We start from the raw sequence: 14,624 nt of genomic DNA, 5'->3' as shown, positions 1-14,624 counted from the left end.
TTATTGTGTCCCTGCGGGACGGGTTTGAAATTATTCTTTGATTTGTTTCCGAAGGAAGCTCCTTAATTGTCAACTGTCAATTGCCCTTACCCGTTCTCTTTCAGATGCCGTCTGATCCGGCTGATGATCATATCCAGGGCCACCACGTTTTTGCCGCCCTCCGGCACTACCAGATGGGCGTATTTCTTGCTGGGCTCCACGTAACGCTCGTGCATGGGCTTCACCGTCTGCTGGTACTGCTGAAGCACGCTCTGCAAGGAGCGGCCCCGCTTTTCCACGTCCCGCTTGATTCTGCGGCACAGGCGGATGTCAGCGTCGGAGTCCACGAAGATACGGATGTCCATCAGGTCCCGCAGTTCCCGGTTCTCAAAAATCAGAATGCCCTCTACAATAATGACCCGCCGGGGCTCCAGATGGATGGTCTCCTCACTGCGATTGTGAATGGCAAAGTCATACACCGGGCACTCTACGCTGTGGCCGTGGCGCAGCTGGTCCAGATGGTAGACCATAAGGCTGGTGTCGAAGGCATCAGGCTCGTCATAGTTCAGACGGCTGCGCTCCTCGTAGGTCAGGTCGTCATGGCGCTTGTAATAGTTGTCGTGGCTTAAAACCGTGACCTCGTCTTCGCAGTCGGCAATCAGATTTTTCATCAAAGTGGTCTTGCCGCTGGCGCTGCCGCCGGCGATGCCGATGACCAGAATGTCCTCATTTTCCATCTTTCTCTTCCTTCCAGTGATTTGTCAGACTTTTTCCCTCCAGAAGCCGCCAGGAAAGCCGCAGGATTTCCGGCGAATTCCAGCTGTTTTCAATAACAACTTCCCCGGGGCCTTCCCGCAGCAGCCCCGCCTCATCCAGCCGCCGCCGGGTCTCCCGGGCAGTGCCGTCGCCGCCGTCCAGAATGTCCACCTGGCCGCCCAAAATACGGGAGATGGTATGGGAGGCGAAGGGGTAGTGGGTGCAGCCCAGAACCAGAGCGTCCAGCCGTCCCCGGTAGGGGGTAAAGAGCCTTTGCAGCATATCTATGGTCCGCCGGGTGTCTACTTTGCCGGCTTCCACAATCTCCACCAGCCGGGGGGCGGGAATCTTGTAAATATCGCAGGTCACATCGTAGCGGTGCAGCAGCCGGGCAAACTTTTCCTCGGACAATGTCATGGGCGTCGCCATAACACCGATACCGCCGCCGGGATATCGGTCTGCCGCCAGCTTCAGGGCCGGCTCAATGCCCACAATAATGAGGTCGGGGTATTTTTCCCGCAGCTCCTTTACGGCGGCGGAGGTGGCGGTGTTGCAGGCGATGACCAGAGCCTTCAGCCCACGGGCCATGAGCTTTTCCACCACCGCAAAGCTCAGAGCCTGGACCTCGGCCTTGGTGCGGATGCCATAGGGCGCGTTGGCGGAATCGCCGTAATATAAAAATCTTTCATTGGGCATGACCCGCCGCAGATGCCGCAGCACACTGATGCCGCCCACGCCGGAGTCGAAGACCCCAATATAATCCTCTTTGGTGTTCAACCGTTCCACCTGCTTTGTGTAGATTTTTGTGCTTCTGCCGGAAGGGTTTGTACGGAGAGATTATAGCAAAAAGATGAGAAGAATGCAAGATAAGGAGCAAAGGTTCGTGACAATCGCGCGCCATGCCGTTTACAAATAAACACATGCCATATACTACGGATAGTACGGAGGGCCGTACACGCCGCCTCTGCCCGGACGGGAACAAAGGTTGGCACCTACTGCCGGGGCACGCCCGGACCGGACGGAGGATTCTTCGCAAAATGAATCTCCCGGATCTGAAAGTTGTACCGGTAGAAAAATGTCTTTTCGGGAGAAACACATTCCGCGGAAGGCCACTGAACTGGAAGTCCGTGAAAGAAAGACATTTGACTTGGAAGAAAAGACGAAAAATAGTCGAAAAGTGCACAAATAAACCGGAACTGTACACGGGTGAAAGCACGCTGCCCTTGCTGAAAAGAGAAAAACAGTAAAATATAACCAAACTGTAAAAAATGGATTGAAATATTGTTATATCTGTGGTAAAATAGACCCACTCTTTCAGAAAAGACAAATGTCCGTGAGAGAAATGAAATTTCCCCCGCCTCTTCCTGCAAATAGAGAGGAATGAGAATGTCTATGTTACGGAGACATCCGTTTCTATAGAAATTTAATTGGAGGTAATGAAATGAAAAGAACACTCGCACTGCTTCTGGCCGTTCTGATGGTTGTTTCCGTGTTCGCCGGCTGCTCCAACAAGAGCAATACCGAGACCACGGCCGCTGCCACCGCCGCCACCGAAGCAACCGCAGCTGCAGACAACGCGACCTATACCTATAAGGATTCCGTTCCTCTGCTGGCTGCCAACTGGAATCCCCACACCTACCAGACCAATGACGATGCCTATCTGCAGACTCTCATTCAGGTCGGCTTCTACACCTTCATCTTCAATGACGAGCTGAATCCCGTTGAGGACACCGAGGGCAACGTGAAGGCTCCCTTCACCGGCTACAAGTTCGTGCCTGAGATGGCCGCCAGCGAGCCTGTGGATGTGACCGAGCAGGTCAAGAAGGATCATCCCGAGTTTGGCATTCCCGAGAGCGCGACCGCCGGTTACGCCTACACCATCGACCTGAACCCCAACGCCTGCTGGGAAGACGGCACCCCCATCACCGCCGACGACTATGTGGAATCCATGAAGCGTCTGCTGGATCCGGAAATGCTGAACTACCGTGCTTCCGACTACTATGCGCAGAGCATGTGCATTGCCAACGCCGAGAGCTACGCCAAGGGCGGCACCACCACCTATGAGGCCAACGCCGACGCTATCGCCGACCTGACCAAGGGTGAGGACGGCCAGTATGTGGACACCAACGGCAAGAAGGTCTATGTTGCTCTGGGCGTTGGCTGCGAGCAGCTGGGCGGCGAAGTCCTGAAGGACTACGTTGACAACTACGGCGACCAGTACTTCGATGTTTCCAAGTACGAGACCCTGACCGCCAACGAGAACGCTGACGGCGTTGTTCCTCTGACCGACGAGACCCTGGACGCCCTGACCACTCTGGTCACCGGCAACGAAGCCTGGGGCGAGACCGACGGCTCCACCCTGCCTATGTATCTGGTCTACGCTGAGGAGTGGGCTGAGGTTCCCTTCGAGAACGTTGGCCTGTACAAGTCCGGCGACTACCAGATCACCATGGCCCTGTCCAAGAGCCTGGCCGGCTTCAACCTGCTGTACTCCCTGACCTCCAACTGGCTGGTCAAGACCGACCTGTACGACGAGTGCCTGAACAAGGACCAGAAGACCTCCACCTATGACACCAGCGTGGAGACCACCTGTTCCTACGGCCCCTACAAGCTGGTCTCCTTCCAGTCCGGCAAGGCTCTGCGCCTGGAGAAGAACGAGAACTGGTACGGCTGGAACGACGGCAAGCACGTCTACGTCGATCCCACCGATGGCAACACCTATCCCATGTACCAGACCACCGCTATCGACTGCCAGCAGATCGAAGAGGCATCCACCAACAAGATGATGTTCCTGAAGGGCGAGCTGATGGGCTACGGCCTGACCGCTGACGACTTCGCCACCTACCGCAACTCCGAGTTCTGCCACCGCATCCCCAAGGAGACCCTGTTCTTCCTGATCCTGAACGGCAACAAGAGCGTTCTGGATGAGCGTGAGGCCGCTGCTGACTTTGACGATACCACCAAGGACCTGCAGACCATGACGCTGACTTCCTTCCGGAAGGCTGTCGCTGTTACCTACGACAAGGAGCTGTTCGCCAGCACCATTTCTCCCGCCCGTTCCGGCGGCTACGGCATCATCGGCAACACCTATATCTACAACCCCGAGACCGGCGACACCTATCGGAGCTCCGAGCAGGCCAAGCAGGTCCTGTGCGACTTCTACTCCGTGGATACCAGCAAGTACGCCAACCTGGATGAGGCTGTTGCTTCCATCACCGGTTACGATCCCGAGGCTGCCAAGGAGCTGTTCACCGAGGCCTTCAACGAGGCTCTGGAGAAGGGCTACATCACCGACAAGGACGGCGACGGTGTCTCCGACCAGGTTGTGACCATCGAGTACTGCATGTCCGCAGACAACGACTTCCTGACCAAGACCATTGATTACCTCAATGAGAAGATGAACGAAGTCACCAAGGGCACTCCCTTCGACGGCAAGGTTCAGTTCGTCAAGTCCGCTCCTTACGGCAACGACTGGACCAACAAGATCAAGTCCGGTCTGTCCGACACCGTTCTGGCCGGCTGGACCGGTTCCAAGATGAACCCCTTCTCCCTGTCTGACCTGTACGTCAACCCCGTCTATCAGTATGACGCTGGCTGGTTCGATGCCACCACTGTGGATCTGACCCTGACCATCGACGGCAAGGAGCTGACCATGAACCTGCGTCAGTGGTCCGATGCCCTGAACGGCTCTACCGTCACCGTGAACGGTACCGACTACAACTTCGGTGAAGGCATTGCCGAGGTTGAGACTCGTCTGACCATCCTGGCCGGCATCGAGGGCAAGGTCCTGCAGACCTACGACTACCTGCCCATGCTGCAGGATTCCAGCATGGCTCTGCTGAGCCAGCAGGTCTACTACGTGACCGAGGATTACAACCCCGTCATGGAGTACGGCGGACTGCCCTACACCAGATACAACTACAACGACGCCGAGTGGGCTGCTTACATTGCTGAGCAGGGCGGCCAGCTGACCTATTAATTTTTAACGGAAACTCCGAGCCTATCGGAGCGCCCAAAGGCCAGTTTCCACTGAGAAAACTCTAACGCAGCTGTAATGGGGGCTTCGGCCCCCATTACAGTCGATTTCTGTATATGGGGAATGGACTGAGCCCTCCCGGAAACGGAAAGGCTGAGCCTATTCCCTGTTATAACAGGGTAAAATGCCCCGCAAGGTCTGCGGTTTCAAAAAATAAACAGGGAGGAAGGCAAATTGCTCAAATACAGTCTCCAAAGAATTGTCTACATGGTGATCGTCTTTATGATCATTACCTGCATGTGCTTTGTGCTGATCCGGATGCTTCCGCCGGCACAGCTGCCCGCAGGCGACCCCCATACCATCGTCATTGAGGCCCGCCGGGAAGCGGCAGGTTACAACAAACCCTATATGGTCCAGTTCGGAATATTCCTGAAGGATATTGTAACGGACTTCAACTGGGGCGTCAGCGACAAGCTGTTCTTCGGACAGGATGTCGTGAAGCTGTTCTCCCAGAGAATGCCCGCTACCGTTATTGTCAACCTCTATTCCGTGCTGTTCAGCATTCCTCTGGGCATTGCCTTCGGCATCTTCGCGGCGCTGAAGAAGAATACCTGGGTGGACTATACCATTTCTACCCTGACCATGGTGGTCATTTCTGTGCCCAACTTCGTTTACGCCTTTATCATCCAGTATGTATTCAGCTATAAGCTGGGCTGGCTGCCTTTCCTGATGAAGTCCGGCACCGACTGGTTCAGCCCCGCTATGTTTGTCAGTATGATTCCCGCCATCATGTCCCTGGGCTTTGGCACCGTTGCCGCGTTTACCCGGACCACCCGGGCGGAGCTGACGGAGGTGCTGACCAGCGAATTCATGCTGCTGGCACGGACCAAGGGCCTGACCAAGGCTCAGGCCACTGTGCGCCACGCTTTGCGGAACTGCTTCGTAGTCGTCGTTCCCGCCATCATCGGCGAGTTCGTCAGCATTCTGGGCGGCAGCCTGATCATTGAGAAGATTTTCTCCATCCCCGGCGTCGGCCGCCTGACCATTGACGCCATCAACGCCCAGGACTACCCGATCTTCATGCTGACCACCTGCTTCTACACCGCAATCGGACTGGTCGCCAACCTTGTGGTCGATATCAGCTACGGCTTTATCGATCCGCGCATCAGAATGGGGTCTAAGAAATGAGCAATAATACGAATTTTGAACATATTCCCCAGGAGAAATTTCGGTTCGTCCAAATGGATGCCCAGCTCCACGACAAGCGGCTGGAGACCAAGTCCCGCAGCTTCTTCCAGGATGCCCTGCTGCGATTCTCCAAGAACAAGTCCTCTGTGGTTGCTGCCTGGATTCTTGCTTTTCTGATCCTGTTTTCTCTGATTTCTCCGCTGTTGTCCCCCTATTCCATCAACGATAAGGACAAACTGTATATCAACTACCCCTCCTATGTTCCTTCCATTGCCAAGCTGCATATTGGTATTATGGACGGCGCCAAGGTACATTCCAGCCAGAATGAGACTTCCATGAACTACTGGAAGGGCATCGCCCAGGAGACCGGAATGGAGCCTGTGCTGGGTGTGGTGAAGGAAAACGTCACCACCGTCAAGTACCGGGGCCAGATGGTAGAGCGGAAGACCTACGATCTGTACGTGAACCGGTATTATGAGCTGGGTATTGTTTACCGCGTGTTCTCCTATGCCGAGTTCCAGAAAATTCAGGATTGGCAGAACGAGACCGGCATTCAGGTCATCTACCCCTATGTAGACCCTGCCGACATCGGCGGCTCCACGGATACCCCCAATATCTGGTATCAGGTGGACGGCAGCGGCAGCGCCGTGCTGGACGCCGATGGCAATCTGCAGCCGGTCTACTGCACCAAGAAGTCCATTGAGGGCGCGGAGTACAACTCCCTGCGCATTGCGGGCGACGACGGCAGCTATATTTACTCCGCCAAGAAGTCCGGCTCTGTTCAGGCTCGTGTGTGCTACTACAACTACTACCAGTACCTGAACGGCCATGAGCCAAGCTACGTCTTCGGAACCACCTCCATGGGTCAGGACCTGTTTGCCGCCGTTGGTGTTGGCGCACGGTTCTCTCTGATTTTCGCTCTGCTGGTCTCCGCCATCAACCTGACCATCGGCGCCATCTACGGCGCCATTCAGGGCTACTACGGCGGCCGTATTGACCTGTTCATGGACCGTATTTCCGATATCCTGTCCGGCCTGCCCTTTGTGGTCGTTATCACCCTGTTCCAGCTGCATCTGGCACAGAAGTGGGGCGTTGTACCGTCGCTGCTGTTCGCGTTCGTGCTGACGGGCTGGATCGGTATGGCCGCCCTGACCCGGAAGCAGTTCTACCGCTTCAAGGGCCAGGAATTCGTTATGGCTGCCCGTACTCTGGGCGCATCCGATGCCCGGCTGATGTTCAAGCACATCTTCCCCAATGCCATCGGCACCATTATCACCAGCTGCGCTCTGGTTATTCCCAGCGTTATCCGGTCTGAGACCACCATTTCCTATCTTGGCATTGTGGATCTGTCCGCTTTCGCCGGCACCACCATCGGCACCCTGCTGAGCCAGGGCAATGCCGCCGTTACAAGCGCGCCTCATACGCTGCTGTGGCCCAGCATCTTCCTGAGTCTGCTGATGATCTCTTTCAACCTGTTTGGCAACGGCCTGCGGGATGCCTTTAACCCGACTACCAGAGGGGAGGACGACTGATGGAAACCAAACTGCAAGTGCGTAATCTGCGGATATCCTTCCGCACCTCCAACGGTAAGGTCCAGGCTGTTCGGGGTATTGACTTTGACCTGGCCAAGGGCGAGACCCTGGCCATCGTGGGCGAGTCCGGCTCCGGCAAGTCCGTGACCTCCAAGGCAATTCTGGGCATTCAGGCCAACAATGCCGTCACCGAGTCCGGCGAGATTATCTATGACGGCAAGGACCTGCTGAAGATCAGCGAGGAGGAGTTCCACAAGATTCGGGGCGACAAGATCGCCATGATCTTCCAGGACCCCATGTCCAGCCTGAACCCCATTGTCAAAATCGGCCGCCAGCTGACCGAGGCTATGCTCCTGAAAGGCAAGGCCCGCCAGCGGGAGAGCCGCAGGAACTTCAACGATACCCTGAAGGGCCTGAATACCGCCATGATCCAGACGCTGGCTCCCAATGACTCCGAAAAGGCCGCCCGTCTCACCCAGATGTGCAAGGACTTCGACAAGTTTGAGTTCAAGCATATCGAGCTGGAAGCTGCTTACGCAAAGGCCCATGAGGCCGCCCAGGAGGCTCTGGACGATCTGGACGTTCTGATTTTTGAGCTGGAAAAGCAGGCGGATAAGGACGCCACCGATCGGGTGAATGATATCGCCGTTCAGGCCGCCGCCTCCGTCAACGAGTATGTGGTCAAGGAAGAGGCCGAGCAGATAAAGTCTCTGGCCGGTTCTTTGAACAAGCTCTATAAGGATGGCAGAAAGTCCGGAGACCAGTCCGGGACTCTCTCCGCCATGCGGGAGATCCGGGAGATTCTCCGCTCCGCCATGGCCAAGGAGGCCCCCAACTTCTTCCGCATGGGTTACTATGTGACCTTTGCCAACGAGCCTCTGCCTGCTATGCCTGTTCCGGAACTGAACGAGTTCCTGCTGGGATATCTGGATGGTCATTTCATGAACGAGTTCCTGGAAAATACCGTGGCCGCGCTGAAGTACACCGCCAATACCTCCTATGAGAACATGGCCAAGGCTGTGGAAGCGCTGGAGCAGGCCAGAAGCGTTTTCGGCAGGGAGAACCTGGATAAGAAAGAGTCCTATGATACCCACAAGGCTCTGAACGCCGCTGTTATGGCCACGGTGGATTCTCTGAACATCCACAAGGATTCTCTGACCCATACCTTCTCCACCAGTCTGAAGAGCGAACTGGATACCTACTTCCACGCCATTGCCGGCAATGCCAAGGCCATCAAGGCTCACGACAAGGACAAGCGGAAGCACGACAAGCTGGTTGCCCGGGGCAAGACTCCTGACTGGGAAGTCGCCGCCGCCTCCACTGTGGATATGGAGCTGGTCAAGCAGAACATCGACCACCTGCTGACCCGTCTGATTGAGCATTATCAGGAGCTGCTGGCCCGGAAGCAGGACCGGGACTACAAGGCGCAGGCCATTGAACTGGTGGATTTCTTCAAGGCAAACGCCTCCGGCGTTGTGGACAAAGTAACAAAGCGCATTGCCAAGCGCCGCGCCATCAAGCTGATGGACGAGGTTGGTATTGCCGAACCCCACAGACGCTACAACCAGTATCCCTTTGAGTTCTCCGGCGGTATGCGGCAGAGAATCGTCATTGCCATCGCCCTGGCCGCCAACCCGGATATCCTGATCTGCGACGAGCCCACCACCGCTCTGGACGTAACCATTCAGAGCCAGATTCTGGAGCTGATTAATAAGCTGAAGCGGGAGCGCCAGTTGTCCGTTATCTTTATCACCCATGACCTGGGCGTTGTGGCCAACATGGCCGACCGCGTGGCTGTTATGTACGCCGGAAAGATTGTGGAGTACGGCACCGCCGAGGATATCTTCTACCGTGCCGCCCATCCCTATACCTGGGCGCTGATGTCCTCCATGCCGGATCTGGACACCAACGAGAAGCTGGAAGCCATCCCCGGTACACCCCCCAATATGATCTATCCCCCTGTGGGTGATGCCTTTGCGGCCCGGAACAAGTATGCCATGCAGATCGATTTCGAGCAGCAGCCTCCCATGTTTAAGATCAGCGATACCCACTATGCCGCCACCTGGCTGCTGCACCCCGATGCGCCCAAGGTGGAAATGCCCAAGATCATTGTTGACCGTATTCGCAGAATGAAGGAAAAGAACGGAGGTGCCGCGGATGGAGAATAAGAACCAGGAAGTCCTGCTGAAGGTAGACCATCTGTGCCAGTACTTCGGACCTACCAAGGCTGTGGACGATGTGAGCTTTGAGATCAGGAAGGGCGAGGTCTTTGGCCTGGTCGGCGAGTCCGGCTGCGGCAAGACCACCACCGGCCGTTCCATCATCAAGCTGTACAACATTACCTCCGGCAGTGTGTTCTTCAAGGGCATCCGCATTGCCGCGGGCAAGCAGTCCTACAAGAACACCATTGAAAAGGCCAGAGAGGACTACAAGACCGCTTCCAGTGAGCATCCCGAGAATGCCGCCGCGCTGAAGGCGGAGATGGAGAAGACCATCTCCGAGCAGCGCCGCCTGATGAAGGAAGCCGATGCCGATCAGAAACACTGTGACAAGGTCTACGCGCAGCAGCGGACAGCTGCCGTGAAGGAAAAGTATGAGGCTCTGCTGACCAAGGCGTCCGGCGAAGAGAAAACCAGACTGGAGGCCGAGTACAGGAACGAGCTTCGCAAGGCAAGGAAGACCCGGCTTGTGACCCAGATCCAGATGATCTTCCAGGACCCCATCGCCTCTCTGGACCCCCGTATGACCGTCAAGGAGATCATCTCCGAGGGCCTGGTCATTCAGGGTGAGCGGGACGATCAGGTCATTACCCAGAAGGTCAATGAAATGCTGGAACTGGTTGGCCTGGTGCCTGAGCATGCCACCCGCTATCCCCATGAGTTCTCCGGTGGCCAGCGGCAGCGTATCGGCGTGGCCCGCAGCGTCATTATGAACCCTGAACTGATCATCGCGGATGAGCCTGTGTCCGCTCTGGACGTGTCCGTTCAGGCGCAGGTAATCAACCTGCTGAACGAGCTGCGGGAGAAGTTCGGCCTGACCATTCTCTTCATTGCCCATGACCTGTCCGTGGTCAAGTACTTCTCCGACCGCATCGGCGTTATGTACTTCGGCAAAATGGTGGAGATGGCCTCCTCTGACGAACTGTTCGCCCACCCCCTGCACCCCTATACCAAGTCCCTGTTGTCCGCCATTCCTCTGCCGGACCCCGTGTACGAGAAGAAGCGCCAGCGGATCACCTATAACCCTCTGGCTGAGCACGACTACTCTGTGGACAAGCCCAGCTTCCGGGAAGTCGCTCCGGGCCACTTCGTTCAGTGCAATGACGCGGAGTTTGCCAAGTATCAGCAGGAGCTGAGCAAATGAACAAGAAGCTGAAGAGCTTTCTGGTGAGTTTTGCCGTGGGCGCTGTGCTCTGCGCCCTGGTGATTCTCATCAACCGGGATCAGGGCTACGGTACCCTGCGCCAGCTGTGTGACGGCTGCTTTGTGGCAGCAGTGCTGCTGCTGGGCGTAGGTGTGCTTCGGTTCGTTGCCAACCAGGGAGTCTTTGACGTGCTGGGTTACGGCGTGCAGTCCGTGTTCCATCTCCATGTGCCCGGTGCCAGCATCGGCAACGCCCGGGACCAGGAGACCATGCAGGAATACCAGGCCCGGAAGGCGAAGAAGCGCAAAAGCCCCGCGGGGCTGCTGTACGCGGGCCTTGTGTGGCTGGCCGTATCTGCCGTCCTTCTGATCGTTTTCGAAATGACCGCATAAAATCCCAGCCGCCGAAAGTTCCCTCTTTACGGCGGCTGGATTTTTTTGTAAAATCAGGGTGAGACATGATCAGCTTTACAAAGAACCATAGAAAGGCGAAACCATGGAAAAAAAACGTTCGTTTCTGAATAGGCTTTTTCGCGCGCTTCTGCTGGCAGCTTTGGCGGTGGGCTATCTTGCGGTCTGCTCCCTGTCCACGACCCCTCTGCTCAAGTACAACGTGGGCCAGGATGCCGCCTTCTTTCGGCTGGTAGGGGAGGGCATGACGAAAGGACTGCTTCCTTACCGGGATTATTTTGATATGAAAGGGCCCTATCTTTTCTGGATGGAGTACCTGGGCCAACTCCTGCTGCCCGGGCGGCTGGGAGCCTTCACCGTGCAGTGCCTGTGCCTGTTTGTGACGCTTCTGTTCAGCTTCAAGTGCTTTGATTTGATTTCCCCGGAAAAGGGCTGCCATCTCTGGGCCTCGCTTCTGCTGCTGTTTCCCGGGGCGGTCATGCTCAGCTATACCATGACCGGCGGCAATCTGACGGAAGAGCTGTCCATGCCCTTTTTGATGCCTTGCCTGTACCTGTGCCTGAAATATCTGGGCGTTACAAGAATCCCAAGTCCCGAAAACCAGGACCATCCCCCTCTGTATGGCCTCTGTTACGGGATTGCGTTCGGCATCATGGCCATGATCCGGGTCACCAACGCCGCTATCATTGGGGCTATTCTGCTGACCGTCACCTGCAATCTGCTGGCATGGAAGCGTATCCGGAATCTGTTTGCCAATGCCGGAATGTTCCTGCTGGGCATTTTGGCGGGCATTGCCCCGGCTTGTGTCTGGGCGTTCCGCAACGGTATCCTTGGTGACATGATTTCCCAGGTCTTCCTTTTCGGCTTTGCCTATTCCGATGAGGCGGGCTTTGTGGAAAAACTGTGGAATCTGAAAAATATCTGGCCCTGCCTGCTGACGGTGCTGTTTCCTCTGATCGTACTGGTGGTCTACCGGGTAAAGGACTGGAAGCAGTGGCTGCTGTACGTTTCCGGAGTGCTGACGCTGCTGACGGCGGCAGCGATGGGTAACGGCTACGCCCATTATTTTGTGCTGGCGCTGCCCCTTTGGGTACTGGGAGGTTATCTGCTGGCCTGGAATGCCCAGCGGCTCCAGATTCGCCGGGCCAAGAGCCGGTGGGTGTGCCTGACCGCGTCCGTTTTGCTGATACTGGCCTCCGTAGCTGGACAGTGGAAACTGCTCTGCCCCCGGGCTATCGAGGAGATCCGCTATGCCATGTACTGCGTCCGTTATAATGTGGAGGAGCGGCAGGACTATGATGCTGTGCAGGCGCTGCTGGCCCATATTCCGGAGGAAGAGCGGGATAGAGTATATGTCTATGGCCTGAGTTCCTGCTCGGCCTGGTACATTCAGGCTGGCCTCCAGCCACCCATGCGCTACTGCGACTGGCAGCCCCACTACATCCAGCTGGCCCCGGAGATTGGCCGGGAGATCGAGAACTACCTGCGCAGTGGGGAAGCCAGGTGGGTGGTGACCGGTGCGGACACTGTGGAACCTGATACCGTCGCCGCCATGCTGGAAAGCGAATACTCATGCGTTGATACACAGTCTGGTTACAGCCTGTGGAAAAAATGAATAGTTCCGCCAGTTCTGGCAAACACTACCTCCGGAAAATCTTTTCTGGAGGTAGTTTTCTATGAAATTGCGAAAGATACTCTGCCTGCTGTTCCTGCTGGCCTTGCCAATGTCGGCAGCAGCCGCGGAAGTTGAAAGCGGCAGCGTCTATTGCTTCGGTTCTCAGGAGTTTGGGGAAGATCTGCAGGGCGTGTGCCTGCGGGAGATCCCGGCCTCGGGGGTGCTGCGGCTGGGGAATCGGGTGCTGCGTTCCGGGGACGTGCTGACCTGGGAGCAGCTGAACGCCGTCACTTATACACCGGACAGAACAGAAGCGGATATTGTGGAGACCCTGGCCTATCTGCCTGTCAGTGATTCGGGGCTGGGGGCTGAGATAAGCCTGAGCCTTGGTATCCGGGGGAAAGAAAATAAGGCCCCCATTGCGGAGGATTCCGCCATGGAGACCTATAAGAATCTGGCAAATACGGGCAATCTGCGGGCAAAGGATCCGGAAGGGGAGACTCTGACCTTCACAGTTACCCGCCAGCCCCGCAGGGGTGAGGTGACCATCGGGGAAAACGGGGAATTCACCTATACGCCCAAAACCAATAAGGTCGGCGTGGATTCCTTCGCCTATACGGCTGCGGATCCTCAGGGGAAGGTTTCCCGGGAGGCAACAGTCACCATTACCATTCTCCGCCCCACAGAACCCACAGAGTATACGGATACCTTCGGCACGGACTGCGCCTTTACGGCGGAGTGGATGCGTTCAACGGGAATTTTTGAAGGCGAAACCCTGGCGGGAAATCCCTGCTTCTTCCCGGAGAAGACCGTCACGAAGGGTGAGTTCCTGACAATGGTCGTGAAAACGCTGAGCATTCCTGTGGAAGACCAGGCGGACGCGTCTCTCAGCGGAAATATCCCCCAATGGCTGCGTCCCTATGCCGTGGCAGCGCTGCGGGCAGGTCTCACCGCCGGGACGATCTGGCAGGGGGACTTTGAGGAAGCCGACGCTGTGACTTCCGGAGAAGCGGCTGCCCTGCTCTGCGCCTGCATGGATCTGGAGGCGGAACCGGAAGCACGTCTGGCGGCGCTGGAAGAATGCGGTCTGTCCCTCCCGGATAGGGAAAATCTGACCCGTGAAGATGCGGCCAATGTGCTTTACCAGCTCAGCGGATTGTTGAAAACGTAAAAACAGGGGCGACGTAAAGTCGCCCCTGTTTTGCAAAACCTGAATGAATAGAGAAATTTAGGCCGCAAGATCGGTGCCCAGAAGGTATTTCTTCGCGGGCGTCTTCATAAGAATGAAGCCCACCAGCAGGATCGCCAGCATGTCCACCAGCATGTATGCGGCGTTGTACAGCGCGGAATAGATCCAGGGAGTGGTCATGGTCATGTTGAAGAAGGTTTCGGGCATGTACTCGGCCCAGATGGTGGCACCCACCACATAGTGGACCAGGAACCGGGCAACGCAGGCAACCACGGTTGCCAGATAGAACTTGCCCTTGAACAGGCCCGCCAGACCCAGAACGGTGTAGGCAATCACGAAGTCGCCCAGGATGCTCTGCCAGCCGATGGCGATGCCGCCCTCAAACATGGTCTGCAGCAGGGAGTGGGCGAACGCCACGATCATGCCCGGGCCAAAGCCCCAGCGGACACAGAAAACGATGATGGGCAGCATGGCCAGATCCACGGAGCCGCCCCAGGGCATTTTGTACAGGGGCAGGAAGCTGAGGATCTCTGCCAGAGCGATGAGGATTGCGCCCTCGGTCAGAGCGCGGAGTTTTGCGTGAGAAGTTTGCATGGAATAGACCTCCAAAGAAAAA

At 56.5% G+C, this 14,624-nt stretch carries 11 protein-coding genes and 1 pseudogene; 9 read left to right on the top strand and 3 right to left on the bottom strand.

Annotation, left to right across the window (positions count from 1 at the left end; translation table 11 throughout):
- Positions 1–86: 86 nt before the first annotated feature.
- On the bottom strand, positions 87–716 hold the full coding sequence (udk, locus tag KQI10_RS04110; RefSeq protein WP_216566138.1) for a uridine kinase: 630 nt from the start codon (positions 714–716) through the stop codon (positions 87–89).
- Positions 706–1,512 carry a glutamate racemase gene (gene murI / locus KQI10_RS04105; RefSeq protein WP_216566137.1) on the bottom strand — a complete coding sequence of 269 codons (807 nt, stop codon included), beginning with the start codon at positions 1,510–1,512 and terminating at the stop codon, positions 706–708. Before murI ends, udk begins: the two co-directional genes overlap by 11 nt.
- A gap of 664 nt (positions 1,513–2,176) precedes the next feature.
- Between murI and KQI10_RS04100 the strand changes: the two genes are divergently transcribed.
- From KQI10_RS04100 to KQI10_RS04060, 9 genes and pseudogenes are all read left to right on the top strand, one after another.
- Positions 2,177–4,714 carry an ABC transporter substrate-binding protein gene (locus tag KQI10_RS04100; protein WP_216566136.1) on the top strand — a complete coding sequence of 846 codons (2,538 nt, stop codon included), beginning with the start codon at positions 2,177–2,179 and terminating at the stop codon, positions 4,712–4,714.
- Positions 4,715–4,945: 231 nt separating this feature from the next.
- On the top strand, positions 4,946–5,899 hold the full coding sequence (locus KQI10_RS04095) for an ABC transporter permease (protein ID WP_216566135.1): 954 nt from the start codon (positions 4,946–4,948) through the stop codon (positions 5,897–5,899).
- Positions 5,896–7,431: an ABC transporter permease gene (locus KQI10_RS04090; RefSeq protein WP_216566134.1), complete on the top strand. Its 1,536-nt coding sequence runs from the start codon at positions 5,896–5,898 to the stop codon at positions 7,429–7,431. Before KQI10_RS04095 ends, KQI10_RS04090 begins: the two co-directional genes overlap by 4 nt.
- Positions 7,431–7,841 (top strand): annotated as a pseudogene (locus KQI10_RS11670) (ATP-binding cassette domain-containing protein); the annotation flags it as partial. The gene KQI10_RS04090 and the pseudogene KQI10_RS11670, both read left to right, overlap by 1 nt.
- 15 nt (positions 7,842–7,856) lie before the next feature.
- On the top strand, positions 7,857–9,599 hold the full coding sequence (locus KQI10_RS11910) for an ABC transporter ATP-binding protein (RefSeq protein WP_371818350.1): 1,743 nt from the start codon (positions 7,857–7,859) through the stop codon (positions 9,597–9,599).
- A complete protein-coding gene (locus KQI10_RS04075; protein WP_253285130.1) occupies positions 9,589–10,794 on the top strand; it encodes an ATP-binding cassette domain-containing protein in 1,206 nt (401 codons plus the stop codon). The genes KQI10_RS11910 and KQI10_RS04075 overlap by 11 nt, the downstream gene beginning before the upstream one ends.
- Positions 10,791–11,186: a DUF3899 domain-containing protein gene (locus KQI10_RS04070; protein ID WP_216566132.1), complete on the top strand. Its 396-nt coding sequence runs from the start codon at positions 10,791–10,793 to the stop codon at positions 11,184–11,186. Before KQI10_RS04075 ends, KQI10_RS04070 begins: the two co-directional genes overlap by 4 nt.
- Before the next feature lie 103 nt (positions 11,187–11,289).
- Positions 11,290–12,819, top strand: a complete 1,530-nt coding sequence (locus KQI10_RS04065; RefSeq protein WP_216566131.1) for a hypothetical protein — start codon at positions 11,290–11,292, stop codon at positions 12,817–12,819.
- Between the two features lie 61 nt (positions 12,820–12,880).
- Complete coding sequence (locus KQI10_RS04060; RefSeq protein WP_216566130.1) at positions 12,881–13,990, top strand: Ig-like domain-containing protein; 1,110 nt, start codon at positions 12,881–12,883, stop codon at positions 13,988–13,990.
- A 57-nt stretch (positions 13,991–14,047) separates the two neighbouring features.
- Here KQI10_RS04060 and KQI10_RS04055 read toward each other — a convergent pair whose 3' ends face one another.
- Positions 14,048–14,602 carry an energy-coupled thiamine transporter ThiT gene (locus KQI10_RS04055; RefSeq protein ID WP_216566129.1) on the bottom strand — a complete coding sequence of 185 codons (555 nt, stop codon included), beginning with the start codon at positions 14,600–14,602 and terminating at the stop codon, positions 14,048–14,050.
- Positions 14,603–14,624: the final 22 nt, after the last annotated feature.

Source organism: Pseudoflavonifractor sp. MSJ-30, assembly GCF_018918045.1.
Classification (GTDB): Bacteria; Bacillota; Clostridia; order Oscillospirales; family Oscillospiraceae; genus Faecousia.
This window is presented reverse-complemented; position numbering and strand designations above follow the sequence as displayed.